The sequence below is a fragment of the Arthrobacter sp. 131MFCol6.1 genome (assembly GCF_000374925.1).
GTDB lineage: Bacteria > Actinomycetota > Actinomycetes > Actinomycetales > Micrococcaceae > Arthrobacter.
The window spans coordinates 72,025-96,925 of the sequence record NZ_KB895548.1 but is presented as its reverse complement, the minus strand read 5'-3'; the positions used below and the strand labels follow the sequence as shown (position 1 = coordinate 96,925).

Annotated in this window: 24 protein-coding genes; 13 read left to right on the top strand and 11 right to left on the bottom strand. The window is 67.4% G+C overall.

Annotated features, from left to right (window positions below; genetic code table 11):
• Positions 1–5 precede the first annotated feature (5 nt).
• Both C566_RS22995 and C566_RS0114640 read left to right on the top strand, forming a co-directional pair.
• A complete protein-coding gene (locus tag C566_RS22995; protein ID WP_018775102.1) occupies positions 6–2,075 on the top strand; it encodes a chloride channel protein in 2,070 nt (689 codons plus the stop codon).
• 31 nt (positions 2,076–2,106) lie between these two features.
• Complete coding sequence (locus C566_RS0114640; RefSeq protein ID WP_018775101.1) at positions 2,107–3,486, top strand: glutamate decarboxylase; 1,380 nt, start codon at positions 2,107–2,109, stop codon at positions 3,484–3,486.
• 120 nt (positions 3,487–3,606) lie between these two features.
• Here the strand turns inward: C566_RS0114640 and C566_RS0114635 are convergent, their stop codons facing one another.
• Positions 3,607–4,488, bottom strand: a complete 882-nt coding sequence (locus tag C566_RS0114635; RefSeq protein WP_018775100.1) for a helix-turn-helix transcriptional regulator — start codon at positions 4,486–4,488, stop codon at positions 3,607–3,609.
• Between the two features lie 102 nt (positions 4,489–4,590).
• Between C566_RS0114635 and C566_RS0114630 the strand changes: the two genes are divergently transcribed.
• From C566_RS0114630 to C566_RS0114610, 5 genes are all read left to right on the top strand, one after another.
• The gene (locus C566_RS0114630; RefSeq protein ID WP_018775099.1) at positions 4,591–6,042 is read left to right on the top strand and encodes an MFS transporter; all 1,452 of its coding nucleotides are present in this window, start codon (positions 4,591–4,593) and stop codon (positions 6,040–6,042) included.
• Between the two features lie 67 nt (positions 6,043–6,109).
• On the top strand, positions 6,110–7,138 hold the full coding sequence (locus tag C566_RS0114625; protein WP_018775098.1) for an aldo/keto reductase: 1,029 nt from the start codon (positions 6,110–6,112) through the stop codon (positions 7,136–7,138).
• Positions 7,135–7,497 (top strand): nuclear transport factor 2 family protein, encoded by a 363-nt coding sequence (locus C566_RS21570; protein ID WP_018775097.1) that lies wholly within the window; start codon positions 7,135–7,137, stop codon positions 7,495–7,497. Before C566_RS0114625 ends, C566_RS21570 begins: the two co-directional genes overlap by 4 nt.
• Positions 7,498–7,584: 87 nt before the next feature.
• Positions 7,585–7,917 (top strand): carboxymuconolactone decarboxylase family protein, encoded by a 333-nt coding sequence (locus C566_RS0114615; protein WP_018775096.1) that lies wholly within the window; start codon positions 7,585–7,587, stop codon positions 7,915–7,917.
• Between the two features lie 8 nt (positions 7,918–7,925).
• Positions 7,926–8,327 carry a (R)-mandelonitrile lyase gene (locus C566_RS0114610; RefSeq protein ID WP_018775095.1) on the top strand — a complete coding sequence of 134 codons (402 nt, stop codon included), beginning with the start codon at positions 7,926–7,928 and terminating at the stop codon, positions 8,325–8,327.
• Between the two features lie 101 nt (positions 8,328–8,428).
• Here C566_RS0114610 and C566_RS0114605 read toward each other — a convergent pair whose 3' ends face one another.
• Both C566_RS0114605 and paaZ read right to left on the bottom strand, forming a co-directional pair.
• On the bottom strand, positions 8,429–8,836 hold the full coding sequence (locus tag C566_RS0114605) for a VOC family protein (protein WP_026266718.1): 408 nt from the start codon (positions 8,834–8,836) through the stop codon (positions 8,429–8,431).
• Positions 8,837–9,003: 167 nt separating this feature from the next.
• A complete protein-coding gene (gene paaZ, locus C566_RS0114600; protein ID WP_018775093.1) occupies positions 9,004–11,106 on the bottom strand; it encodes a phenylacetic acid degradation bifunctional protein PaaZ in 2,103 nt (700 codons plus the stop codon).
• 165 nt (positions 11,107–11,271) lie between these two features.
• Here paaZ and C566_RS0114595 point away from each other — a divergent pair, with 165 nt between their 5' ends.
• Positions 11,272–11,688 (top strand): PaaI family thioesterase, encoded by a 417-nt coding sequence (locus C566_RS0114595; RefSeq protein WP_018775092.1) that lies wholly within the window; start codon positions 11,272–11,274, stop codon positions 11,686–11,688.
• A 249-nt stretch (positions 11,689–11,937) separates the two neighbouring features.
• Positions 11,938–13,155, top strand: a complete 1,218-nt coding sequence (locus C566_RS0114590; protein WP_018775091.1) for a globin domain-containing protein — start codon at positions 11,938–11,940, stop codon at positions 13,153–13,155.
• A 112-nt stretch (positions 13,156–13,267) separates the two neighbouring features.
• On the opposite strand, the gene C566_RS0114585 is transcribed toward C566_RS0114590, so the two are convergent.
• Together C566_RS0114585 and C566_RS0114580 are read right to left on the bottom strand one after the other, a co-directional pair.
• Positions 13,268–16,120 carry a hypothetical protein gene (locus tag C566_RS0114585; RefSeq protein WP_026266717.1) on the bottom strand — a complete coding sequence of 951 codons (2,853 nt, stop codon included), beginning with the start codon at positions 16,118–16,120 and terminating at the stop codon, positions 13,268–13,270.
• A gap of 24 nt (positions 16,121–16,144) precedes the next feature.
• Positions 16,145–16,825, bottom strand: a complete 681-nt coding sequence (locus C566_RS0114580) for a tyrosine-protein phosphatase (protein ID WP_018775088.1) — start codon at positions 16,823–16,825, stop codon at positions 16,145–16,147.
• Between the two features lie 209 nt (positions 16,826–17,034).
• On the opposite strand from C566_RS0114580, the gene C566_RS0114575 reads away from it, so the two are divergent.
• Entirely contained in the window at positions 17,035–17,871 is an 837-nt protein-coding gene (locus C566_RS0114575) for an SGNH/GDSL hydrolase family protein (protein ID WP_081627344.1), read from the top strand.
• On the opposite strand, the gene C566_RS0114570 is transcribed toward C566_RS0114575, so the two are convergent.
• The 6 genes from C566_RS0114570 to C566_RS0114545 all read right to left on the bottom strand — a co-directional run bounded on the left by C566_RS0114570 (position 17,868) and on the right by C566_RS0114545 (position 22,673).
• On the bottom strand, positions 17,868–18,491 hold the full coding sequence (locus C566_RS0114570; protein WP_018775086.1) for a GNAT family N-acetyltransferase: 624 nt from the start codon (positions 18,489–18,491) through the stop codon (positions 17,868–17,870). The genes C566_RS0114575 and C566_RS0114570 overlap by 4 nt on opposite strands.
• A gap of 32 nt (positions 18,492–18,523) precedes the next feature.
• On the bottom strand, positions 18,524–19,396 hold the full coding sequence (locus C566_RS0114565) for a 3-hydroxyacyl-CoA dehydrogenase family protein (protein WP_018775085.1): 873 nt from the start codon (positions 19,394–19,396) through the stop codon (positions 18,524–18,526).
• 2 nt (positions 19,397–19,398) lie between these two features.
• On the bottom strand, positions 19,399–20,202 hold the full coding sequence (locus tag C566_RS0114560) for an enoyl-CoA hydratase/isomerase family protein (RefSeq protein WP_018775084.1): 804 nt from the start codon (positions 20,200–20,202) through the stop codon (positions 19,399–19,401).
• On the bottom strand, positions 20,202–21,413 hold the full coding sequence (locus tag C566_RS0114555) for a thiolase family protein (RefSeq protein ID WP_018775083.1): 1,212 nt from the start codon (positions 21,411–21,413) through the stop codon (positions 20,202–20,204). Before C566_RS0114555 ends, C566_RS0114560 begins: the two co-directional genes overlap by 1 nt.
• Positions 21,414–21,522: 109 nt before the next feature.
• Positions 21,523–22,200 (bottom strand): pentapeptide repeat-containing protein, encoded by a 678-nt coding sequence (locus tag C566_RS0114550; protein WP_018775082.1) that lies wholly within the window; start codon positions 22,198–22,200, stop codon positions 21,523–21,525.
• Positions 22,200–22,673, bottom strand: coding sequence for an SRPBCC family protein (locus C566_RS0114545; RefSeq protein ID WP_018775081.1), 474 nt, complete (start codon positions 22,671–22,673; stop codon positions 22,200–22,202). The genes C566_RS0114550 and C566_RS0114545 overlap by 1 nt, the downstream gene beginning before the upstream one ends.
• 176 nt (positions 22,674–22,849) lie before the next feature.
• On the opposite strand from C566_RS0114545, the gene C566_RS21565 reads away from it, so the two are divergent.
• The 3 genes from C566_RS21565 (at position 22,850) to C566_RS0114530 (ending at position 24,878) form a co-directional block, all read left to right on the top strand.
• Positions 22,850–23,026, top strand: a complete 177-nt coding sequence (locus tag C566_RS21565) for a CsbD family protein (protein ID WP_043422699.1) — start codon at positions 22,850–22,852, stop codon at positions 23,024–23,026.
• Positions 23,027–23,155: 129 nt separating this feature from the next.
• The gene (locus C566_RS0114535; protein WP_018775079.1) at positions 23,156–23,932 is read left to right on the top strand and encodes a dienelactone hydrolase family protein; all 777 of its coding nucleotides are present in this window, start codon (positions 23,156–23,158) and stop codon (positions 23,930–23,932) included.
• Positions 23,933–24,020: 88 nt separating this feature from the next.
• Complete coding sequence (locus C566_RS0114530; RefSeq protein WP_018775078.1) at positions 24,021–24,878, top strand: prephenate dehydratase; 858 nt, start codon at positions 24,021–24,023, stop codon at positions 24,876–24,878.
• The last annotated feature ends 23 nt before the right edge of the window (positions 24,879–24,901 follow it).

Sequence of the window (24,901 nt, the reverse complement as noted above, 5' to 3'; positions counted from 1 at the left end):
CGAAAATGAGCGAGCCTGCAGCATCGCAGCCCAGTTTCGATCCGGCCGTCGTAATTCGTTCCAGGGCGTACATTTCTGCGCTTGTGCTGGCAGCGGTCCTGGGCGTTCCCATCTCGGTCATTGCGTACGGCTTTCTCGCTTTGGTCGCGGCGGTCCAGCAGTACGTCTTCGTCGGGCTGCCGGAACAAGTCTTCGGGGGACCCGCTCCTGCCTGGTGGCCGGTTCCGTGGTTGGTGCTGTGTGGGCTGTTGACGGCGTCGACCATCCGGTATTTGCCGGGAACCGGGGGCCATTCACCGGCTTTCGGCTTCAAGACGGGCGGCGGTCCGCCCAGCGGCCGGGAGCTCGTGGGCATCATTCTCGCGGCGCTGACCACGCTCAGCCTCGGTGCAGTGCTCGGGCCGGAGGGTCCGCTGATCGCGATCGGTGGCGGCCTCGGGGCGTTGGCGGTGCACCTGGCGAAGAAGGACGCCCCGCCGATGGCCCTGACGATCATGGCGTCGGCTGGCAGCTTCGCAGCGATCAGTACCCTGCTCGGATCCCCCGTGCTCGGTGCATTCCTGATCATGGAGGCCGCCGGAATCGGGGGAATGACGCTGAGCCTGATGGCCCTGCCCGGACTGCTCGCATCCGGCGTCGGGGCGCTGGTGTTCGTCGGCCTGGACGGCTGGACCGGGTTGGGAAGCTTCTCGCTGGCGCTGCCCGTCGTGCCGCCTGCGGTGCCGCCGACCCTGGCGACGCTGGGCTGGGCGGTGATCATGGGCGTCGTCGGCGCGCTGTTGGGATGGTTGATCCGCTGGGTCGGGCTCTCGCTTCGTCCGCTCGTGCACCTGAACCGGGTGCTGGTGACCTCTGGGCTCGGCCTGCTGATCGGTCTTGCCGCGATGGCCTACCAGTTGATCTCTGGGAAAAGCTTCACGCAGGTCTTGTTCTCGGGGCAGGACGCCCTTCCGGATCTGGTCGAACACGCCACGGACTACTCGCTTGCTGTGCTCCTCCTGCTGATCGCCTGTAAGGCCTTGGCCTACGGGCTCTCGCTGAGCGCCTTTCGTGGCGGGCCCGTGTTCCCTTCGATGTTTATCGGTGCGGCGCTGGGTATTGCCGCGAGCGGGTTGCCCGGAATGAATCTCGCGGCAGGGCTCGGCATGGGCATGGGAGCCATGTGCGCAGCCATGCTGCGGCTGCCGTTGACGTCGACGCTGCTGGCCACGCTGCTGCTGGGAGTGGACGGTGTGGCCGTAACACCGCAGGTGGTGGTGGCTGTGGCGGTGGCCTTCGTAATCTCCAACGTGCTTCCGGTTCCCGGGCCGAAAGTGCCCGCGGCGCCTGACGATGGCGGCAAGGTCCACCATCGGGCTGCCTCGAAGTCCGAGCATGCAAGTGAGATGACGAGCGCGGGCGGTTCGACCGGACGGGACCGGTGGATCGCCTGGTTGTTCATCATTGGTTCGAGTTTGTTCGCCTTGGGGGCGGTTCCGTCATACGCCGAGGCCGTGGGATTGCGCTTGTGTGCGCTCACCTTCTTCGTCGGTTCGCTGTTCTTCACCTCTGCGTCGTTCCTGCAGTACCGCGAAGCCGTTGACGCCCTCCCGTTCCTGGGGGCCACGCGCCGCCACTCGTTTTGGGTGTGGGCGCCACGGAATCTCGGCTGGCTCGCCTGCGCGGTTCAACTTGCCGGCACGCTGTGGTTCAACTGGAGTACGGGAAACGCATTGCGGGTCAATCTCAGTGTGGCGCTGACCGAGCAGCGGGTGTGGCGACCCGATGCGCTGGGTTCAGTCGCCTTCCTCGTTGCCAGCGGTGTGGCGTTGCGGGATGCGGGTCGCGCCATTGCCGGCAGGCCCAGGCCTAGGGTGTGGAAGATCGGCGTGATCAACCTGGCCGGCTCTGTTGCGTTCGGTGTCTCGGCTGTCGCGGCCTTTGTCATGCCGTCGAGCGGCGATGTCTGGAACGCCGACCTGGCCACTCTCGGCACATTCGTGGGAGCCCTGTGCTTCCTCACCGGCGCGATTCTGATGCTGAGTCCAGAATCCGCCGCCGTCTCGGTTCCCGCGGACCGTGGAGCTCATCCGTAACCCCCTTTCAACAGTCTCCCTAGGAGAAGTGATGTCAATAAATTCCCAGCCCGCGGATGCCGACGTGGCACTGTTCGGCAACCGATTTGTCACCCAGGAGGTTCCGAGCCGGGAGTTCCCGGAGACCGGCATTCCGGCTGAGGACGCCTTGCGGCTGGTGTCGGAGGACCTGGATCTGGAAGGTGATCCGGCCCGGAACCTGGCGACCTTCGTGACGACATGGATGGAGCCGCAGGCCCAGCAGATCATCGCCGCGAACCTGCACCGCAATTTCATCGACCACGCCGAATACCCCCGCACGGCCGAAATCGAGCAACGCTGCATTCGGATGCTCGCCGACCTCTTCCACGCGCCCGGCGAGACGACGGGAGCCCGCACCCAGGGATCGTCCGAAGCGATCATGCTCGGCGGCCTGTCCCTGAAGTGGAACTGGCGCAAACGCCGCGAGGCCGCCGGCGCATCGACGTCGAGCCCTAACCTGGTGTTCGGCGGCGACGTGCATGTTGTGTGGGAGAAGTTCTGCCGCTACTTCGACGTCGAGCCGCGGATCGTGCCCCTGCAGCCGGGGAAGTACACGATCGGCCCGGAGGACGTGCAGGCCCATATCGATGAGAACACCATCGGCGTCGCAGCCGTGCTGGGCACGACGTTCACCGGGCACAAAGACGACATCGTCGGCATCAACGACCTGCTGGTCCGGATCAAGGGTGAGCGAGGCCTTGATGTGCCGCTACACGTGGACGGGGCCAGCGGGGGGTTCGTCTGGCCCTTCCTGTACCCGGACTCCGAGTGGGACTTCCGGCTCGAGCAGGTCCGCTCTATCAACGTCTCCGGGCACAAGTTCGGCCTGGTCTATCCCGGCATCGGCTGGCTGATCTTCCGGGAGACGGCCGATCTGGCCAAGGACCTCGTCTTCGAGGAAAACTACCTCGGCAAGACCGACTCGACGTTCACACTGAACTTCTCCACCGGCTCGGCGATGGTTCTCGCCCAGTACTACAACATCGTGCGCTATGGCCGCGCCGGTTATACCTACACCATGCAGAACATGCAGACCAACGCCCGCGTCCTCGCCGAAAAGTTGGAAGCCATGGGCAGGTTCGAAATCATCGGCCCCGACGAGGAGCAACTGCCCCTCGTCGCGTTCCGGCTCGCCGCCGACACCGGGTACAACGAGTTCGACATCGCCTGGCAGCTCGCGGCCGAGCGCGGCTGGATGGTGCCGGCCTACACCCTGCCGCCGAACGCCCAAGACGTGACGATCATGCGGGCCCTGGTCAAGCAAACGATGAGCCGCGAGCACGTCGACACGCTCGCCCGGGACATCGAGGAGGCATGCTCCACGCTGGCGAAGAAGGGCGGCGCGCACGAATCCGAACGAAAGAAGATCGTCACCGGCCCCGGGCATTGACCCGGGGCACACCGGTGACACGCCCGGCCCGGGACATCCGCCCGGGCTGGCGCGGGAACCGGCACCGAACCGTGCCTGCCAGACGGGGTTGGGAGCCCGGATCTAGTCCCCGGCCTTGGGTCATGTCTTCTCCTTGACTGCGGCCGCTGTCGTTTCGCGCTGGGTCGCGGCCCAGCTGGCGAGGACTTTCAGGGCGTCCTCGGAGGGGGTCCCGGGATCTGCTGTGTAGACGTTGATGCGCAGTCCCGGGTCCGCGGGCAGTTCCAGTGCTTCGAAGCTCAGGTCCAGGTCCCCCACGATCGGGTGGTGGAGCCGTTTGCGGCCGGTGCGGTGGTACTTCACGTCGTGCCTCGCCCACCGGGTGCGGAACTCCTCGCTGCGGGTCGAAAGCTCTCCGATCAGGTCCGTGAGGTCCCTGTCGTAGGGGTTTTTCCCGGCAGTGGAGCGCAGGACCGCGACGATGTCGTCCGCGCTGCGTTCCCAGTCGGCGAAGAACTCCCGCGCTTTCGGGTTCAGGAAAGTGAACCGCGCACTGTTCGGCGGAGTGGTTGCTTCGGCCATCAAGTCCAGGTAGAGCGCACGGCCGAGTTCGTTGGCGGCGAGGACATCCCCGCGGTCGTTGCGGACCCAGGCCGGCGCCGTCGTGATCGCATCAATGACGCGTTGCACGCTCGGCCGCACCGTCTGTGGGCTGCGCTTGCGCCGCACCCGGGGAGCGGCCGTGGCCGCGCGGGCCAGGTCAAAAAGGTGGGCCGTCTCGGCGTCGTCAAGCTTCAGCGCACGGCAGAGGGCTTCAAGGACGCTGTCCGAGGCGCCGGAGAGGTTTCCGCGTTCAAGGCGGATGTAGTAATCGATGCTCATCCCGGCGAGCATCGCGACTTCCTCGCGGCGCAGCCCGGTAACGCGGCGGTTGCCGCCGTAGACCGGGAGGCCGGCCTCGTCCGGCGTGATCCTGGCACGGCGGGAGGTCAGGAACTTCCGCACGTCGTCGCTGTGTGTCATGGCCTCCACGCTACCCGCGGCCGATGCGACGAGGGAGGCACTGGCATTACCCGGAACGACCGTGACTCCCCGCCATTGAGGGATCAGGGTTGCATTGAAAGCATGAAACCTGAACCGGCACCTGCTGCCCACCCGGCAGCGATCCTGGCGATCATCCTCGTCAGCTACTTCATGATTTTGCTCGATAACTCGGTCATTTTCACGGCCCTGCCGAGCCTGCAGGCGGATCTGCAGCTGAGCACGGGTGAGCTCTCGTGGGTCCAGGACGCGTATACCCTGGTCTTCGGCGGCCTGCTGCTCCTCGGCGCCCGGGCAGGAGACCTCCTCGGCCGCCGGCGCGTCTTCGTGTTCGGGCTGGTGGCCTTCTCGATCGCGTCGCTGCTGATCGGCCTGGCCCCGGCGGGCTGGTGGGCGATCGCCGGCCGGGCGATCCAGGGTATCGGGGCGGCGATTGTCGCGCCCGCCTCGCTGTCCCTGCTCACGGCAAGCTTCCCGGAGGGCCGTGGGCGCACCCGGGCCGTGGCGTTGTACGGCGCGACCGCTGGGATTGGTGCCAGCCTGGGACTGGTCATCGGCGGGGCGTTGGCCCATTGGATCTCCTGGCGGGCCGGGTTCTTCGTCAACGTGCCCATTGGCGCGGCCATGATCGCGCTCGCTCCGCGGTTCCTCCCGGAAACCGGTCGGGCGAGCGGCCGCTTCGACGTGTTCGGGGCGCTCAGCGCGACCCTGGGTGTCGGCGCTCTCGTGTTCGGCATTATCAACACCGCCGACGCGGGCTGGACCTCCCCGGCCACGGTCACGGCCGTCACCGCCGGCGTCGGACTGCTCATCGTGTTCGTGCTGATCGAACGCAGGGCCGCCCAGCCGATCATGCCGCTGCGGCTGTTCGCCAGTTGCCGCCGCACCGGCGCCTATGTTGCACGCTTCCTGTATTTGGGCGCGATGATTGCATTCTTTTTCTTCACCACCCAGTTCCTGCAGGAGGTACTCGGCTTCGACCCCCTGCAGGCCGGCCTGGGATTCCTGCCCATGACGGCCGTCAACTTCGCCGTCGCAATGAGCATCCCGCGGCTCCTAAACCGGATGCCGGGTTCATTTCCCCTCGTGGCCGGCATCCTGGTCACCCTGGCCGGGATGCTCTGGCTCAGCCGGGTCGGCGTCGACTCCTCCTACCTGACGGGCGTCGCTTTCCCGATGGTCCTCATCGGAGCCGGACAGGGCTTGGCTTTTGCGCCCCTTACGTCGTTCGGCATCGTTGGTGCGCCCGCGGCCGACGCCGGCGCGGCATCGGGCCTGCTGAACACCTTCCACCAGGTGGGCACCTGCCTCGGGCTGGGCATCGCGGTCGCGGCCGCGGCCACCGTCCCGGCCGCCGGTTCTGCCGTGGCGCACCTGGCCGCGCAGGTCAGCGCCGCCCTCACGACAGGCAGTGTCCTCCTGTTCCTCGCCCTGGCCGTCACCGCGGCCCTCATCCTGCCGGCTGATCTGGCCGCCCGCCGGGCCCGGACACCGCTCGGGGCCGCACCCGCACCCCTGCCCGAGCCCGCCCGCTGACCTCTCAACATCCGAGAAGGGGGTGCTCACGTGCCCTCCCACAATCCCGCACAGAGAAGGAACCACCATGAAATACCGCCCCCTTGGCCGCACAGGCGTGCAGGTCAGTCCCCTATGCCTCGGCGCGATGATGTTCGGCCCCTGGGGCAACAATGACACCGCGGACTCCATTCGCATCATCCACCGCGCCCTCGACGCGGGCATCAACTTCATCGACACCGCCGATGTCTACTCCGGCGGGGCATCCGAGGAAATCGTCGGGCAGGCACTGGGAGGCCGGCGTGAGGACGTGTTCCTGGCCACAAAGTTCTTCATGCCCATGAACGAGGACGATCCCAACCAGCGCGGTGGATCCCGCCGCTGGATCATGCGGGCGGTGGAAGACTCCCTTCGCCGCTTGAACACCGACTACCTCGACCTTTACCAGGTGCACCGGCCGAGCCCCGACACGGACGTGGAGGAGACCCTCGGCGCCCTCACCGACCTCGTCCGCCAGGGCAAGGTGCGTTACATCGGGTCCTCGTCGTATTCCGGATCCCAGATCGTGGAAGCCCAGTGGGCATCCCGGGAGCGCAACCTGGAGCGGTTCGTCACGGAGCAGCCGCCGTACTCGATCCTCGTGCGCGGCATCGAGGAGGACATCCTTCCCACGGTGCAGCGCCACGGCATGGGCACCCTTACCTATAGCCCGCTCAGCGGCGGCTGGCTCTCCGGGCGCTGGCGCAAAGACTCGGCGTCCGCCCCCACCTCGAGTGCCCGCCCGAGCGCCCGGTTCGACATGACGAGCCCGGCCAACCAGCGCAAGCTCGACGTCGTCGAAGAACTCGCCCAGCTGGCCGAACAGGCCGGGCTGACACTCATCGAGCTGGCCATCGCCTTCGTGATCAACCACCCCGGCGTCACGGCCGCCATCGTGGGACCGCGCACCATGGAACAGCTCGAGTCCTACCTGCCGGCCGCCGACACCACTCTGTCTGCCGACGTGCTGGACCGCATCGACCAGCTCGTCGCACCCGGCGTGACCGTCAACCCCGAGGACAACAGCTACGGAGCCCACGAACTCACGGCGCAGTCACGGCGTCGGAAGACACCGTGACCGCCGCGGCAGTAGCGGCCCTGCATGAAGCCCTGTGCCAGGCGATGGTCGCCGGGGACCTGGCGGAGCTGGACAGCATCCTCGCCGACGATTTCACGCTCACGCACATGACCGGATATGTGCAGTCCAAGGCGGAATGGTTGGACGCCATCGAATCCGGCCAGATGCAGTACCACCGGATGGAAACAGTCGAGGCCACCATCAACGCGGAGGGGACCGCGCCCGGCTTGACTGCACGCACGCGCACCGACGCCACGATCTGGGGATCCAGGTCCACGTGGCGCCTGACGCTGCGTTCCTGGTTCGAGCCCCGCGGCGACGGCTGGGTCATAGCACGCACGGTCGCATCAACCTGGTAGCAGCTGGACACTGCCAGCCCGTCCCACGGGCGGATGCACCAAAACATACATCGAGCAGATCGTGCTTCCACTGAAAGAAGGAACATCATGACTGACCAACCCAAGCAGGTCGGCGGAGGCCGGAACATGTTCGGAGACTTCGCCCCGAAGCTCGCCGAGCTCACCGACGACGTCCTCTTCGCGGACGTCTGGAACCGCCCGGAGCTTCCGGCCCGGGACCGCAGCCTCATCACCGTCGCCGTACTCACGGCCGGCGGCAACACCGAACAGCTCGGCTTCCACCTTGGCCGCGCCATCGAGAACGGCGTCACCCAGGAAGAACTCATCGAAGCCATCACCCACGTCACGCTCTACGCAGGCTGGCCCAAGGGCATGGCCGCCATGGGCGTCGCCAAGCAACTCTTCACCGAGAGCAAGTAAGGATCACCATGAACATCGAACCCACTGTCCCCACTTCGAAGAACCCGCCGGCCCGGTTCGCCGGCGACGTCTGGCTCGATCCGATCGCGCTCCCGCACGAGCCGGATCAGACGCTGGTGGTCGTGACCGTCCGATTCGCGCCCGGAGCCCGCACCGCCTGGCACTCCCACGAACACGGCCAGTACCTCCGCGTCACCCAGGGCGTGGGCCGCTTCGGCACCCGGGACGGCAAGATCATCGAGGTCCACCCCGGCCAGACGCTCTACACGCCGCCCGGCGAGGAGCACTGGCACGCAGCTGCACCTGGCCGCTTCATGGAACATATCGCCATGCTCCAGAACGGCGAGGACCCAGCGACCACCACCACGTGGGGCGAGCACATCACCGACGACGAATACAACGGCCGCTGACCAGCCTGCGAGCCACTGGCGAGGCGCCCTGGATGACCGCAGGCAACAGAAAGGGCGCCCCGCTGAGCCGGAGCGCCCGAAAACTCGCCGTTGCCCGCCGTTTAGAGCTGGTAATCAGCTGCCGTGGTGATGTTCTCGTGGACGCACAGAATATTGTGCTCGGAGTCCATGAACCAGGCGCATTTCTCTGAATCTGTTGTACAAATGTGGTTCTCGGTCTTGAGATCCGGGCGATCGTAGTCCTGGAACATGACGCCCTTGGCTTCCATTTCCTGGACGGTGCGCTCGATCTCGTTGACTTCGAAGCTCAGGGTGGTGTGCTCTGAGTGCTTTCCATCCTTGACTGGCATCAGCTGCAGCATTGGGCCGCCTTCTGAGCCGAACAATTCGCTTCCGTCATCTGCCACGCCGCGGTGCGGGAGCCCCAAAGTGTCCGCGTAGAAATGCCGGGCACGCGCTGCATCATCAACTGGCAGGACTGTTGTGGCTTTATTGAGTACTAGGGTCATTTCGCCACCTCCTACGAGCAAGATTTTACGCCGGAGCGTGGTGGAAAGAGCCCGCTAATTGCTCCGCGGACAGCTGACGCTCCCTGGTTGCCCTATCACTTGTGGCGGCCATTTCGACCTTTTGGCAGCCACAAGTGATAGCGCAACGTGAGGGAGCGTCGGACGGGCTACTTCTCGACGAGGGTCAGGACGTCGTAGGTCGCCACGATTTCGTCGTTCTGGTTGGTCAAGACGGCGTCCCAGGCCACCTCGCCGTATTCGTCGGTCTCGCGCGGGGTGATCTTCTTGGCCGTCAGGGTCACCCGGATGGAGTCACCCGCAGCCACCGGGGTGATGAACCGCAGGCTCTCCAGCCCGTAGTTGGCCAGGACCGGGCCCGGTGCGGGCTCCACGAACAGGCCGGCGGCCCAGCTGAGCAGGAGGTAGCCGTGCGCCACGATGCCCGGGAAGAAGGGGTTGGCCGCGGCGGCTTCCTGGTTGGTGTGGGCGTAGAAGGTGTCGCCGGTGGAGTTCGCGAACTTGGTGATTTCCTCCAGCGAGACCTCACGCAGCTCCGAGCGGATGGCGTCGCCGATGTGCAGCGTGGCCAGGGATTTCCGGAACGGGTGCTGGCCCTCGGTCTCGAGCGTGAAGTTGCGGTCGGCGCCGGTGTGCCACACCCCGGTGACGGCGGTGAGCATGTTCGGCGAGCCCTGGATGGCGGTGCGCTGCATGTGGTGCATCACCGAGCGGATGCCGCCGAGCTCTTCGCCGCCGCCGGCGCGGCCGGGACCTCCGTGGACCAGGTGCGGGACCGGGGAGCCGTGGCCGGTGGAGCTGCGGGCGTCCTCGCGGTTGAGCATGAGCACACGGCCGTGGTGGGCCGCGATACCGGTGACCAGCTGCTGGGCCACGGCGGGATTGTTCGTGCAGACCGAGGCGACGAGAGAGCCGCCGCCGCGGGCGGCGAGGCGGACGGCGTCGGCCAGGTCCGTGTAGCCGATCACCGAGGACACCGGGCCGAAGGCCTCGAGCGAGTGGACCTCCTCGGCCTCCGGGTTGGCCCAGTTCAGCAGGACCGGGGACATGAAGGCGCCGCCGTCAACGACGCCGATGCTGCCGTCCGCGCTGGTGACCTTGGGCGCATCGAGCGTGCCGTAGGCGAGCTCCCCGCCGGCGTCGAGCATGGACTGGACGGCGGCGCGCACGTCGGCGAGCTGCTCGAGGGAGGCCAGGGCGCCCATGGTGACGCCCTCGGCGCGGGGATCACCGAGCACCACGCGTTCGCGGATGCGGTCCCCCACGGCCGCGGTGACGTCGGCGACGAGGTCCTGCGGCACGATTGCGCGGCGGATCGAGGTGCATTTCTGGCCGGCCTTGGCGGTCATCTCGGTGACGAGGGACTTGATGAAGGCGTCGAATTCAGGTGTGCCCTTGACGGCGTCCGGGCCCAGGATCGCGGCGTTGAGCGAGTCGGTCTCCGAGGTGAAGCGGACCCCGCCCTTGACCACATTGGGGTGGGACTTGAGCGTGTTGGCGGTCGAGGCGGAGCCGGTGAAGGCCACGAGGTCGCGGTAGTCCAGGTGGTCCAGCAGGGTGCGGACGGAGCCGGAAATCAGCTGCAGCGAGCCGGTGGGCAGGATGCCGGATTCGTCGATCGCCTTGACCACGGCCGCGGCCACGTACCCGGTGGGGGTGGCGGGCTTGACGATGGTGGGGACGCCGGCGAGGAAGGCCGGGGCAAGCTTCTCCAGCATGCCCCAGACCGGGAAGTTGAAGGCGTTAATCTGCACGGCGACGCCGGGGATGCGGGTGTAGATGTGCTCGCCGGCGAACGAACCGTCGCGGGACAGCACCTCCATGGGGCCATCCACCACCACCTGGGAGTTGGGCAGCTCGCGGCGGCCCTTGGACCCAAAGGTGAACAGGACGCCGATGCCGCCGTCGATGTCGATCATGGAGTCGATCTTGGTGGCGCCGGTTTGCGCCGAGAGCGCGTAGAACTCCTCGCGGCGGCCGTTGAGGTACTGCGCCAGCTCCTTGAGCTTGAGCGCGCGCTGGTGGAAGGTCAGCGTGCCAAGTTCCGCCTGGCCGGTGGTGCGGCCATAATCCACGACGGCGGCGAGGTCGAGCCCCTCAGTGCTCACCTTCGCCAGGAGCTCGCCGGTGCTGGCGTCCAGTACCGGCGCCGCGCCGGCGGCGGAGGTGGCGTCGGGAGTCCACCAGGAACCCCGGATGAAACTGGGAACGATCTCGACAGTGTCTACTGTGGGTGCGGCTGTGGTGGTCATCGTTGACGGGTCCTTCCAACGGGGGAGCAAGATCAACACGGCCGGAACATTACTGACCGTCCGTTCGGTAATATGATCTACAGTACATGAATGAGGCCTGCCGCACACTAGCCGCGGCGGCACCGACCGTCCGGGCCCCGGCCGGGCGGCAACAAAGGAGACGCTATGACGCCCGAGACCGGCAGCACCGACTTGTGGAAGATCACCCTTGGGGAACTCGACGAGAAGATGGGTGTGAAGATCGTCGAGGAGTCCGTGGACCGCGTGGTGGCGACCATGCCGGTGGAGGGCAACCGGCAGTCGTTCGGGCTCCTGCACGGCGGCGCCTCACTGGCCGTGGGCGAGGCCGTGGGATCCTGGGCCGCCGTCATCCACGCCAGCACCCTGGGCAAGACGGCGGTGGGCGTCGACGTCTCGGCCACGCACCACAAGTCGGCCCGCGAGGGACTGATCACGATCACGGCAACCCCCATCCATCTGGGCGGCACCCTGACCACCCACGAGGTGCTGATCACGAACGAGGCCGGCCAGCGGATCTGCACGCTGCGGATCACCAACCTGCTGCTGGACCGCAAGGGCTGAGTACGGGCCCCGCCCCTCGAGGTCGCCAGAACCGTGCGAGGTCGCCGTATCTTTCCGGCGACCCCGCAGCGTTCCGGCGAGCGGGGGCCTGCGGCTGATCACCCGGGCCTGAGCAGCCGCCTACACCGGACTCCGCCGGCGATGTAGGGCCGATGGACCCGGAAGGCCCGCTGCCCCGGCTGTTAGCGTGGAAGTGCTGAGTCGCCCGGCACCGCTGGGTATCACCGGTCTCACCGGAAGGGATCCACCATGCTCTCAGACACCTCACTTCCCGTCATCCAGGCAACGCTTCCCGTGGTTGGCGAGCACATCGAGGAGATCGCCAAGCGCTTCTACAAACATATGTTCGAGGCGCAGCCGGATCTCCTGGACGGGCTGTTCAACCGGGGAAACCAGGCGGACGGCCGCCAGCAGCAGGCACTCGCAGGATCCATCGCGGCATTCGCCGGAATGCTCGTGGAGAAACCGGACCAGGTGCCGGACCATCTGCTCTCCCGGGTGGCCCACAAACACGTCTCGCTGGGACTGAGCCCGGACCAGTACCAGATTGTCCACGACCACCTCATGTGGGCGATCGTGGACGTTCTGGGGGATGCGGTCACGCCCGAGGTCGCCGCGGCCTGGGACGAGGTCTACTGGCTGATGGCGAACCTGCTCATCAACAAGGAGCGCGGGCTGTACAACGCAGTGCACCTCTCCCCCGAGACCATTTGGCGGACGTGGCGGGTGGTGCAGCGGATCCAGGAGACCGCCGACGTCGTCTCGTTCGTCGTCGAACGGACCGACGAGCGGGACGTCAAACCGTCCCTGCCCGGGCAGTACGTGACTCTCAAGATGACCATGCCCGACGGCGTACAGCAGCCCCGGCAATACAGCCTGACCAAGGCCGACGACGGCCAGCACCGGCAATTCGCCGTCAAGAGGGTCCACGGACTTCCGACTCCCGACGGCGAGATGTCCACGCTGCTCCACAACGATGTCCAGGTGGGCGACGAAGTGGTGCTCTCAGCACCGTTCGGCGACGTAGTGCTGGAGTACACGGACCGGCCCCTGGTCATGGCCAGCGCCGGAATCGGCATCACGCCCATGGCCGGAATGCTCTCCCACCTCGTGCAGTCCGGGTCGCGACGCCAGGTGATGCTCCTGCATGCCGATGACAGCGAGGCAACCTTCCCGCTCCGCGCGCAGGTTACGGAGGATCTCGCGAAACTCGCGGACGGGACCCTGAAGACGTGGTTCCTGACACCCGCGGAAGCAGCGGAGGCCGGAGAGGCGACCGGGTCCGTGTTCTCCGGTTTCATGGACGTCAGCGACGTTGAACTCCCCGACGACGCCGAGTACTACCTCTGCGGTCCCCTGCCGTTCCTGAAGTCGGTTCGGAGCGCCCTGATTGCCGGTGGCGTCCCTGCCAAGGACATTCAATACGAGGTTTTCGGCCCGGATCTCTGGCTGGCCGACTTCCAGTAACCGCGGCGGGCTGTTCTGTCCCTATCGCGCGGATTCGCCCAAAACTCGCGGGGTCGCCGTAGCCGTACGGCGACCCCGCAGGTTTCCGGCGAGCCCGGGCTTGGAGCCCCTGCTACCGCACCGCCCGGCGCCGGCCGAACGCCACGAAGGCCGCGCCGAGCAGCAGGGCCCCGGCACCGAGCCCGGCGACAGGCAGAAGCCCGCCGGCGCCCGTGCTCGCCAACTGGTCTGCGGTGCCCGGCGTGTTGCCAGGTGCTGTGTTGTCCGGTGCTGTGCCGCCCACGCTGACGGAGGTGTCCGACGGCGGGGCGGGAGCCTGCACCGGTTTGGCCGGTCCGGCGGGAGCCCCGGCGGGGTTGGCCGGCTGCTGCGGGACTGCCGGCTGGCCGGGCGTTGCCGGCGTCCCGGCTCCCGGTTTCCCGGATCCCGGCGTGCCGGCCGGGGTGCCCCCGGAAGCAGGCGCGGCATCGACAACGAATGCCACGGCTGCCGGCAACGATGCGACACCGTCAATGGCTTGCGTCACGGTCACGGTGTGCGCTCCGGCGGCAAGTTCTGCGGGGAACGGGACACTCCACCGGGCACTGCCGGCCGAGGTCTGCGTGATCCCGGGCTCAAGCGCGGTCTCCGCCGCTCCGGAACCGGAACCGGCCTGCACGGAGTCAACAGCAACGCCGTCCACCGCCACGGCCACGTCGGCGCCATCAATTGCCCTGCCGGAGATGGTCGCTGGCAGGGCGTCCTGGCGCAGGTGTTTGCCGTCCCTGAGGTTCGACACCGCCGGTGCGGGCGGAATGACGGAGTAGGTGCGGGTCACCGCGGGACTGTCCACTTCTCCGGGGTCCGTGAGCACGGCCGTGACCGAAATTTTTCCGAAGACCGGCTGATCGGCCACGTTGATGCTCCAGCGGCCGTCTGCGTCGACGAGTCCGGTCCCGGTGAAGTCGCCGGAGAGCTGCACTGTGCCTCCGGCTTCTCCGGTGCCCTCGATGGTTTCGATGGCGGTGAGTCCGGGGCCGTCCGGCTGGCCGTCCACCGGTGAGGTGATGGCCGGAGCCGCGAGGCTGGAGACGTCGACGGACAAGGCGACTGCGCCGGAGCCGCTGAAGCCGTTCACGGTTTCAGCGGAGAACTTGAAGGGCCCGGCCGACGACGGTGCGGGGAACTGCCAGTTTCCCGACGCGTCGACCGGCACTTCCAAGGGCTGGCCGTCCTTCTGGCCGGAGGTCTGGCCCGGTTTCTGGTTCAGGACGGTGATGCGGACCTTGGAATTCGGAGCCACCACAGAGGCCGGACCGGCATCGATGTGCCCGGCAATCCGCTCACCGGCTGTGACGGTTCCGTTGGAGGCCGCCGCGAGCGTTGGCTTGGCCAGGAACAGTTGCAGCTGGACACCGCCGGGGACTTGGCCCATGGCGTCCTCGAGGGTGGTCGCGATGGCCCGTGTCTGGACGCCTTCGTCGGTACTTTCCGCCCCTGTGTGCAGCCCGACAGCGAAGTTCCCGCTGATCCACGGTCCGCCGGAGTCCCCGCCGCCGGAGGTGACGGACGTCGAGTCGAAGCCCCGGACCGCCCGGAGATCGTTGTCATAGTCCGGCGGCAGTGAATTTGGCCCAGGGATGGCCCAGATGCCGACCGAGTCCACCGTGCCGCACCTCCACCCGGTGGTCCGGCCGGAACGGCACACGGGCTGGCCTTGGAAGGGCGCCACAGTTCCCACGATCTTCACGGACGTCGGCCCCGGATCGGCAGGATTGTCCCATCGGGTGACGGCGGGCTGGAGGTCCAGGCCACTCCTGATGCCTTGGAGGACGGTGATGTCCGTGCCGACGTTGGTGCCGTCCGACGCAACCCTGGAATTGCCGGAGCCGCCGAACTGGCTGAACCCGAATGTGCCCAGGATCCCGGCGGCCGCGCCCGAACCGGCGCCCCCGGCCGCTGGCGCCCCCGCCGGATCTTCGATCTCGGCCTGCTTCGCGGCGCCGTCACCGGCGCAGTGCCCGGCGGTCAGGACCACGGGCTCGCCCGCGGGGCTGAAGGCCCCGAACCCGGCCGAACAGAGCGTGCGTCCGTCAACGATGTAGCCCTGGCCGCCAAAGAAGTCCTCTTCGGTGGTGACCCGCGATCCTTGTTCCAGCGTCACGTTGGAGTAGCGGGCCACGAACTCGGCCGGGGACATCTTCGTGCCCGGCTCTCCCGCCGGCTGCAGATTCAATCCGGCGGCAGGAACGGCGCCGGAGGCGGGAACGGACTGCGCCGTGTTGGTGCCGCCGGCGCGGATGACGAAGTGGCCGTCGGTGTAGGTGACGGCCTGGAGCCCGGCGGTCCCGACCTCGCGGACGTAGGCCTCGAACAGTTGCTGGGTGCTGGAGGCCAGCAGCTCCGCGGCCGAGGGAACAACGGCGGCGGCCGCAGGGGCGGCAAGCACGAAGTCGGCGTGGCCGGACCGGTTCAGTTCGGCCACGCGGGCACGGAGCTCGGGGCCGCTGCCTTCAACCGCGATCTTGCCGCCGGAGAGGCTGATCCCCACATAGCCGGGGAGCGCCCGCAGAGAGGGTGCGGCGTCGGCGGCCCGGCGGGCAAGGGCACCGGCGGCGTCGAATTCCGCAAGGGTCATGCCAAGGTCCCGCCGCACGGCCTCGGCGAGGCCGGCATCGCTGATCGGCGTCGCGGACGGCACCGCAGAAGAACCGGCCAAAGGCGCGTCAGACGGCGCCGGCACCGGGACCGCCGTCGAGACCGTCGACGGCGCCGGGTCCGGCGCGGCCGGGGTAGGGCTAGCCGCCGGCACCGGGACCGCCGTCGAGACCGTCGACGGCGCCGAGCCGGCAGGGGCAGGGGCCGGGGCGTTGGCTTCGGCCATTGCCGGGACTGCGGTGAACGCAAAGGCAGGCAGGGTACCGGCAAGCGCAATCGCGAGGGCCGCAGCGGCCCGCCCCAGCGGCTGGAACTTCGGAGTCTTCACTGGCCTACCCTAACTGCGCGCACCCTATCTGCCGAGCTTTCCCAGGATGGCCGCGAGTTCCTCGGACGTCACTCCGTGGCGGACCAGGTAGTCCGCTGTGTTGAGGGACCGGACGAAGTGCAGCAGGCTCTTGCCCCGGGATTCCAGCAGGGGCACCAGCACGTTCTCTGGCAGGAAACGCTCGTGGGGATGCGGGACGGCAGCGTGCCGGAGGTGCTCGTTGATGCCCCGCATGGAGCGCTGGTAGCCGCGCACAATGGCCTCGTCGCTGTGGCCGGCGAGGTCCTGGAGCATGGCGGCGATCATGCCGCTCCGGTCCCGCCCGGCGGAGCAATGGATAACCACGCCGCCCTCCGCGGCGGCCACCGCTTTGAAGACACGGGCCAGCAGGTGCGGGAACAGCCTGGCGTTGTCGGAATAACAGGCGGGGTCGTTCAGGTAAGGCACGCAGAGCTCGCGGAATTCGCGGTTATCTGGGTCTTCGGTGGGGGCCTGCACGACGTCGAAGCCGGCCAGGGCCGCCGCCCGCACCGGTGGATCGGTCTCCCGGCGCCGGATTTCGGCTTCGTTGCGGAGGTCGATGACGGTCCGGATACCCCGACGGTGCACCTGCCGCCAGCCGGCCTCGGTGAGCCATTCCCGGCGTCCCATGCGGAACACGTCCCCGGCCACGTGCCACGCGTTGACGGCCCCGTCCCACTCCATCGTTCCGGGCACCGCCTGCCCCTTGGCTTGGCCCAGGGGCGCTGCAGGAATCGTCATCCAGACAGCTAAGCACACGCACCGGCGCGATCCGCGGCAGGATTCACAAACGTTATACCGAGTGGGACCATTGGCAGAGTCTGGGGTTCACGCCTCGCGACTCGTTTCACAGCAGGCGCGCTGAAACCAGCGAGCCACTGAGGGGAAACACCATGGGAACTCTGAAACTTCGACGCCGGCGAACGGCTCTGGCGGCCGGTCTCGCCACCTTGGCCATGGCGGCCGGTGTGGCGGTTGTGCCGGCGCAGGCTGTGGACAGGACCAGGTACGTTGCACTCGGAGACTCCTACGCCGCCGGGCTGGGGGCGGGGCCGTACTTGGATGGTTGCTACCGCAGCGAGAACAGCTATTCCGAACTCGCTACCCACACGAAAACCATCAAGCTGGTTGCCAACGCCGCCTGCAGCGGCAAGACGACCCAGGACGTCGTCGACACCCAGCTCAAGCGGCTGAACAGGGCTACCGGGCTCGTCACCATCACTGCTGGCGGCAACAATCTCCGGTTTGCGGAAATCCTCGCCTCCTGCGGCGCTGCCATCGTCAATCCCGCCGCGGACCCACTGTGCGAAGCCGCCAGCGCCTACGCGGAGGACCAGATCTCCAGCCACAAACTGGCCGGTGACGTGACCGCGATGATCCAGCGCGTGAAGGCTGCCGCGCCCAACGCCAACGTTGTGGTGACGGGCTACCCCTACCTCTACGATCCGGTCGCCCCCGGCCAGACTGATTCGATGTCCCGGTTCATCTACAAGGCCACGCACTTGGCTGACGGCCTGAACGGCTCCATCGCCGCCGCTGCCCGGGCCACGGGGGCGGAGTACGTCGATGTCCGGGCCGCCTTCGCCGGTCACGGCGTCAACTCTGCGGCCCCGTGGATCAATCTCCACCGTTGGGCCCCGGCCAGTCCGGAAAACTTCCACCCGAACGCCAAGGGCTACGAGGCGTACTTCGCATCCCTTAGTGAGGCCAAGGCCTACGCGGCACCCTAGCGCCGCTTGGCCAGCCTTGATTCAAGGGCGTTCCGGACCATCGGCCACTCGTGTTCCAGGATGGAATACACGACGGTGTCGCGCAGCGCCCCGTCAGTGCTGCGCGTGTGGCTGCGGAGCACGCCGTCCTGTTTGGCCCCCAGCCGGGTGATTGCCTCACGGGACTGGTGGTTGAGCCAGTGCGTCCGGAACTCGACGGCGGGGCAGCCCAGCGTCTCGAAGGCGTGCCGCAGCAGCAGCAACTTGGAGTCCGGGTTGCTGCCGCTGCCATGTGCGGATGCCGCATTCCAGGTGGAGCCGATCTCCACCCGGGGCGTGGCGGCGTCGATGTTCATGTAGGTGGTCATCCCGATCACCCGGCCCGGTCCGCCCGTGGCGGGGTCGAGCAGCCGCGTGGTGAAGGGCAGCATGGCGCCGCTGTCCTGCAGGGCCAGGCGCCGCTCAATCTCGGCGGCCATCTGCTGCGGGGCGGGCACGCTGGTATACCAGAGTTGCCACAGCTCGCCGTCGCGGGCCGCCTCGACGAGGCCGTCATGGTGGTCTTGGCTCAGCGGCTCAAGGACGACGTATTTGCCAGCCAGGGTGATGGGGGCGATCGCGGGGCGGTCCAGGGAGGTCACCGCACCATCCTAGGGGCACGAACGAACGCCGGTCACTTGGTCCAGTCGAAGAAGCCCTTGCCGGACTTGCGTCCCAGTTCGCCGCGGGCAACCTTGTCGCGGAGGATCTGCGGCGGAGCGAAACGATCGCCCAGCGTGGACTGAAGGTACTCCGCGATGCCGAGGCGCACGTCCAGGCCCACAATGTCGGTGGTCCGCAGCGGGCCCGTGGGGTGCTTGTAGCCCAGAACCATGGCGTTGTCGATGTCTTCGGCGGTGGCCACGCCCTCTTCCACCATGCGCATCGCTTCGAGGGCGATCGCAACGCCCAGCCGGGAGGAGGCGAAGCCAGGTGCGTCGTTGACCACGACGGCGGTCTTGCCGAGCGCTTCGACCCAGCCTCGGGCGGCCTGGGCCAGGGCGTCGGAAGTCTGCTCGCCGAGGACCACCTCGATGAGCGTCGACGCCGGCACCGGGTTGAAGAAGTGCAGGCCCAGGAAGTTCTGCGGCCGCTTCAGTTCACGGGCCAGCCCGTTGACGGACAGCGACGACGTGTTGGAGGCAAGGTAGGCACTGTCGGCGAGCCGTTCCTCGATGCCGCGCAGCGCCGTGACCTTCAGGTCCCAGTCCTCCGGAACGGCCTCGACCACCAACTGCCGGCCGGCGAAGTCGTCATAGTCCACCGTGACCGCGAGCCGGGAAACGATCTCGTCCAGGTTGCCGTCCACGGCGCCCCGCTCGATGCTCTTGGCGGCGGCGGACTCTACCCGCTCCCGGGCTGCCTCGGCCGACGCCTCATCGCGCTCGACCACCACCACGTTGGCTCCGTTGATCAGGAAGGCGTGGGCGATGCCGGCGCCCATGCGGCCGCCGCCGAGAACTCCGACGGATGCGGGGAGGTTATCGGGGAGTACGGAGTTGCCCATGTTTATTTCTGCTTCCCTGATTCTTTGGCTGACTTTTTGGCTGATTTCTTATCCAGAAAAGCCTGCATACGGTCGAACTTGGCCTGGGACTCGAAGAGGATCCCCTGTGCCAACTGGTCAATGAGGGGATGCGCCTCGGCCGGGGCGTGGAACACGGATTTGGTAATCCGGACGGCCAGCGGATCCTGGGTGGCGATCCGGTCGGCGAGGCTGTGGGCCGCGGCCATCAGATCGGACGGTTCATGGATTTCGGTGATGAGATTGACCGCGAGGGCACGTTCTGCGCGCAGCACGGAACCGGCCAGCAGCATTTCCTTGGCGACGGGCTCCCCCACGAGTTCCTTGAGGCGCCAGCTGGCACCGGCGGCGGCCAGGATGCCGAGTCCGGTTTCGGGATTGCCGATCCGGACGGACGGTGTGCCGATCCGGAAGTCGGCGGCGTACGCCAGCTCGGCGCCGCCGCCGAGGCAGAAGCCGTCGAGGGCCGCGATGACGGGCATCGGCAGCTTGGCGATCCGGACGAAAATGGTGGAATTGATGCCCTGCAGGGCATCGTCGCGGCGGCGTTCGCGCAGCTGGCCGATGTCGGCACCGGAGGCGAATACCCCGTCAGCGCCGGCGATGATGAGGGTCTTGGGGAGACGCTCGAGATGGGCGCAGACGGTGTGGAGTTCGTCGACCATCTGCTGGTCGATTGCGTTGCGGACCTCGGGCCGGTTGAGCAGCACCACCACCCGGTCCTCGCGCTCTTCGACCAGGAGCGTGCTGAAGGTAGCGGTCTCGAGCGCTGCTGCCGGGGCCGCCACTAGACGCGCTCCAGCAGCATTGCCGTGCCCTGGCCGACGCCGATGCACATGGTGGCGAGGCCGATCTTCGCGTTTTCGCGTTCCATCCGGCCCAGCAGCGTGATGGCGATCCGGGAACCGGACGACCCCAGCGGGTGGCCCAGGGAAATCGCGCCGCCGTCGCGGTTCACGATCTCCGGGTCCAGGCCAAGCCGGCGCATGCTGGCCAGGGACTGGGTCGCGAACGCCTCGTTGAGTTCGACGGCGCCGAGGTCCTCGACGCTGAGCCCGGAACGGGCGAGCACCTTCTGGGTGGCCGGGACCGGGCCGATGCCCATGATTTCGGGCTCGCAGCCGGCGGAGGCGCCGTCGATGATGCGGGCGCGGGCCGTGAGGCCAAGCTTCTGGATCGCGGCCTCCGAGGCAACGATGATGGCGGACGCGCCGTCGTTGAGGGTGGAGGAGTTGCCCGCGGTGACGATCGAGCCGCCCTTGACTACCGGCCGGAGCCCGGCGAGGACGTCCATGGTGGTGCCGGCGCGGGGACCCTCATCGGTGTCCACCACGGTCTCGCCCTTGCGGGTCTTGACGGTCACGGGGACAATTTCCTCGGCGAAACGGCCGGCGGCGATGGCGGCCAGGGCGCGTTCGTGGGAGCGGACGGCGAAGGCGTCGGCGTCCTCCCGCGAGATGCCGTCAACCCGTCCCACCTCTTCCGCCGTCTCGGGCATGGAGTAGGTCATTTTTCCGTCCCGGGACAGCTCGCCCTTGGTGAACTGGGGGTTCACGAAACGCCAGCCGATGGAAGTGTCAAAGATTTCGCCCGGTTTGGCGAAGGCGGTCCGGGGCTTTTCCTGGACCCAGGGAGCGCGGCTCATGGATTCGACGCCGCCGGCGATCACGATGTCCGCGGCGCCGGACTTGATCATATGGCTGGCCATGATGATGGCGCTGAGCCCGGAGGCGCAGAGCCGGTTCACGGTGATGCCGGAGATGTGGAGGGGCAGCCCGGCAAGGAGGGTGGCCATGCGGGCCACGTTGCGGTTCTCTTCGCCGGCCCCGTTGGCGTTGCCGAGGATGACCTCGTCGATGGTGTCCGGATCGACGCCGGCGCGGGCCACAGCCGCGCGGACCACCAGTGCGGCCAGGTCATCGGGGCGGACCGCGGAGAGGGCGCCGCCGTACCGGCCCACGGGGGTGCGGGCGCCGCCAACAAGAAAAGCCTCGACCATGAGAACATCCTTCACCAAGAAAGCGGGGCCGGCAGCAAAGTAATTTACCGACCGTTCGTTCTATAAAGATTACACGGCGGTGCAAGGGGGTCAACCGGATGCCGCCGGATTACGCGACGACGACGCCCAGATGGGCCGCGAGCAACGGAGCGAGCAGGGTGAGCTGGTAATCGTCGACGACGAGGCCGGCCAGGCTGCCCAGGCCGCTGACTGTGCGGAAGTCGGTGCCGCGGAGGTCGAAGTCCTTGAGCCTGGCTCCGGTGAAATCAAGAGTGCCGATAGTGCAGTTCTTCAAGGCGACCCGCGTGGCGGTGCAGGAGCCCAGATCCAGCTCGCTAATGATGCAGTCGCTGATCTGCACGTCCGTGAGCTTGGATCCGCGAAGGTTCACGTAGTCGAGTTTGCCGCCGTCGATCCGCACGGACTGCCAGCCACTTTCGTAGAGCTCCGCCGATCCCCAGCGGGGGTTGCCGATCTCGACATCCCGCAGGCTGGTCCGGGCCGCCATCAGCACAGGGGCGTAAGCCTCGGTCAGGATGCAGTCACGAAAAGTCGCACCCCGCAGCTGCGTCTCATTGAACGACACCCCCGTGAACTCGCACTCGGCAAAGTCCGCACCGCCCAGGTCCAGACCTTCTGCCGACGCGCGGCTGTACCGGACGCCGTCGTACCGAACACCTCGCCGGAACTCCGGGGCAGGGTCATCCCGCAGCTCCCCGGTCCGGACCGGGGCGAGCCGGGGGGCGGTGACCTTCGGGGTTTTGTCCGCCGCATTCCGCCGGACCATCACAGGGACTCGGCCTTGGCCGCGATGTCCGCCAGGTCTTTTGCAAGGGCCTTGCGGGTGATGCGCATCCCGAGCGGACCGAACACAGTGAGCATGATCCTGCTGAACCGGGTCGGTTTGATGACTTCCGCGCCGAAGGTCAGCGTGAGGTCGGTTCCGCCGCCGCGCTCCGCCAGGGCGAACCTGGTGGTGTAGTCGGCGCCGCCCTGAAGGGCCTTCACCGTGGTGCTGCCGGCCCGGCCGTTCGACGGCGCCTCGGACTGGGACACCCACATCTCCACCGTTTCCGAGCGCCCCATCATGGTGCGGGTTTCCTTCCAGCGGGTGCCCACGGCATAGGGCCCGTCGGTGAGCATCTGGATCGAATCGACGCCGGACAGGGTCGCGGCAGATCCGGGAATGTCCGACACCACCGCCCAGACCGAGTCCGCCGGAGCATTGATGTGCTGCGTGAGAGTGGTCTTGTGGTCCATGACCTCGAGCCTAGCCCGCGGACCGGGGGAACTTCACCCTTTGACAAACCGCCCCGCAAACCGCCGCAGACGACACTCCGGAGGATTACCCCGCGAAACCCCTTGAATTAGTAAGCATGCTTTGTGTTAGGCTGATCGGACAGTATTTTCAACCGGAACGAAAGGTGGCCTACACCATGGGTGTCGGAGACAAGATTCAGAACGAAGCAGAGCACCTCGGCGGCAAGGCCAAGGAAGCTGCTGGCAACGCCACTGACAACGACCAGCTTCGAGCCGAGGGCCAGCGGGACCAGGTTGTAGCCGACGCGAAGAAGGTCGGCGAAAACGTCAAGGACGCCTTCAAGAAGGACTAGTCCTTAGGGCGACCGCGGCGCCGGATTTTCCTTTGGGGGATCTCCGGCGCCGCTTTTTTGTGCCCGTTTTGTCGTGCCGCGGTTTTGCGGCCATGCAAGAATGGCCCCACAGCCGACGGAGGGGCCAGCATGGACCGGACACACGCAGGACGCGGCAAGGCCGCCACCCGGGGTCTCAGCAATACTGACCTCAGCCAGGCCAGCGGCGCCGCGGCGGGCGGTTCGCCGGAGCTGCGCGGCTACCTGTCGACGCCGGCGGGCGAAGGGCCTTTCCCGGCCGTCCTGATGGTCCATGAAGCCTTCGGCCTGGACGACATCACTGTCCGCCACGCCGACCGGATGGCGGCGGCCGGTTACCTGACACTGGCCGTTGACCTGTACAGCGACGGCGGGGCGCGCCGCTGCCTCGTCGCCACCATGCGCGCGCTGTCCGCGGGCGAGGGCCGGGCCTTCACCGATCTGGCCACCGCCCGGGACTGGCTGCTTGCGTCCGGCCGGACCACGGGCAAGATCGGCGTGATCGGCTTCTGCATGGGCGGCGGCTTCGCCCTGCTGCTGGCCAATGACGGCTTCGACGCCGCCGCCGTCAACTATGGACGCAGGCCGAAAGACCCCGCGGCGGCCCTCGCCGGCGCGTGCCCGATCGTGGCCAACTTCGGCGGCCGGGACCGCACCCTGCCCGGCGAAGCGGCAAAACTCGCGGCCGTGCTCGACGGGCTGGGCGTGGAGAACGACGTGAAGGAATTCCCGCACGCCGGGCACGCCTTCCTCAATGATGTGGAGACCGGGCCGAGAGTGCTGCGGCCGCTCATGCGGGTCATGGGCATCGGCCCGGATCCGGAATCGGCCCCGGAAGCCTGGCAGCGGATCGAGGACCACTTCGCCAAGCATCTGAACCCCACCTGAGTCGCGGCAGGCCGTTTGGAGTCCCTGAGACAGCGCCAGCCGCGACTTACTTAGGCAGGCGGGCGCTGGGCGTGAAACCATACGGACCATGGTCCAGAAGATTGCGTACCAGGGTGAGCCCGGCGCCAATTCAAATATTGCCTGCGCGCAGATGTTTCCCGGGCTGGAGAGCGTCCCCTGCGCCAGCTTCGAGGACGCTTTGGAGCTGGTATCCAGCGGCGAGGCCGACCTGGCCATGATTCCGATCGAGAACTCGATCGCCGGCCGGGTGGCTGACATCCACATCCTGCTGCCCCAATCCCGGCTGCAGATTGTGGGCGAATACTTTCTTCCGATCCATTTCGACCTGATGGGCATCCCCGGCAGCACCATCGAGGGGGCCACCGAGGTCCACAGCCACATCCACGCTCTGGGTCAGTGCCGCAAGTTGATCCGCAGTGCCGGCCTGAAGCCTGTTATTGCCGGGGATACCGCGGGTTCCGCCCGTGAAGTGCGGGAGTGGAACGATCCAGCCAAGCTGTCCCTCGCTCCCCCGCTCGCGGCCCGGATCTACGGCTTGGAGGTGCTGGCTTCGCGGGTGGAGGATGATCCGTCCAACACCACGCGGTTCGTGGTCCTGGCGCCGGAAAAGGAGCTGCCGTCCCGGGAGGCGTTGCCGGGACCGGCTGTGACCAGTTTCCTGTTCCGGGTCCGGAACGTCCCCTCCGCACTCTTCAAGGCGCTGGGCGGGTTTGCCACGAATGGCGTGAACATGACAAGGCTGGAGAGCTATATGGTGGGCAACGAGTTTGCGGCCACGATGTTCATGGCCGACGTCGAGGGGCACCCCGAGGATTTGCCGCTCAGCCTGGCGCTGGAGGAACTGGAGTTCTTCACCACCGAGGTGCGCATCCTTGGCGTCTATGCCGCCGCCGAATACCGGACCGGGCAGGCAGTCCCCGGCTGAGCGCCCGCCCGGTCCAACCTTGC

Coding starts and splice junctions, on each gene's coding strand:
- C566_RS0114615 (WP_018775096.1), top strand. CDS start 7,585: ATGACTGACCAACCCAAGCAGGTCGGCGGAGGCCGGAACATGTTCGGA.
- C566_RS0114590 (WP_018775091.1), top strand. CDS start 11,938: ATGCTCTCAGACACCTCACTTCCCGTCATCCAGGCAACGCTTCCCGTG.
- C566_RS0114545 (WP_018775081.1), bottom strand. CDS start 22,673: ATGGACCACAAGACCACTCTCACGCAGCACATCAATGCTCCGGCGGAC.
- C566_RS0114530 (WP_018775078.1), top strand. CDS start 24,021: ATGGTCCAGAAGATTGCGTACCAGGGTGAGCCCGGCGCCAATTCAAAT.
- C566_RS22995 (WP_018775102.1), top strand. CDS start 6: ATGAGCGAGCCTGCAGCATCGCAGCCCAGTTTCGATCCGGCCGTCGTA.
- C566_RS0114625 (WP_018775098.1), top strand. CDS start 6,110: ATGAAATACCGCCCCCTTGGCCGCACAGGCGTGCAGGTCAGTCCCCTA.
- C566_RS0114575 (WP_081627344.1), top strand. CDS start 17,035: ATGGGAACTCTGAAACTTCGACGCCGGCGAACGGCTCTGGCGGCCGGT.
- C566_RS21565 (WP_043422699.1), top strand. CDS start 22,850: ATGGGTGTCGGAGACAAGATTCAGAACGAAGCAGAGCACCTCGGCGGC.
- C566_RS0114550 (WP_018775082.1), bottom strand. CDS start 22,200: ATGGTCCGGCGGAATGCGGCGGACAAAACCCCGAAGGTCACCGCCCCC.
- C566_RS0114565 (WP_018775085.1), bottom strand. CDS start 19,396: ATGGGCAACTCCGTACTCCCCGATAACCTCCCCGCATCCGTCGGAGTT.
- C566_RS0114610 (WP_018775095.1), top strand. CDS start 7,926: ATGAACATCGAACCCACTGTCCCCACTTCGAAGAACCCGCCGGCCCGG.
- C566_RS0114595 (WP_018775092.1), top strand. CDS start 11,272: ATGACGCCCGAGACCGGCAGCACCGACTTGTGGAAGATCACCCTTGGG.
- C566_RS0114555 (WP_018775083.1), bottom strand. CDS start 21,413: ATGGTCGAGGCTTTTCTTGTTGGCGGCGCCCGCACCCCCGTGGGCCGG.
- C566_RS0114535 (WP_018775079.1), top strand. CDS start 23,156: ATGGACCGGACACACGCAGGACGCGGCAAGGCCGCCACCCGGGGTCTC.
- C566_RS0114580 (WP_018775088.1), bottom strand. CDS start 16,825: ATGGAGTGGGACGGGGCCGTCAACGCGTGGCACGTGGCCGGGGACGTG.
- C566_RS0114635 (WP_018775100.1), bottom strand. CDS start 4,488: ATGACACACAGCGACGACGTGCGGAAGTTCCTGACCTCCCGCCGTGCC.
- C566_RS0114605 (WP_026266718.1), bottom strand. CDS start 8,836: ATGACCCTAGTACTCAATAAAGCCACAACAGTCCTGCCAGTTGATGAT.
- paaZ (WP_018775093.1), bottom strand. CDS start 11,106: ATGACCACCACAGCCGCACCCACAGTAGACACTGTCGAGATCGTTCCC.
- C566_RS0114630 (WP_018775099.1), top strand. CDS start 4,591: ATGAAACCTGAACCGGCACCTGCTGCCCACCCGGCAGCGATCCTGGCG.
- C566_RS0114640 (WP_018775101.1), top strand. CDS start 2,107: ATGTCAATAAATTCCCAGCCCGCGGATGCCGACGTGGCACTGTTCGGC.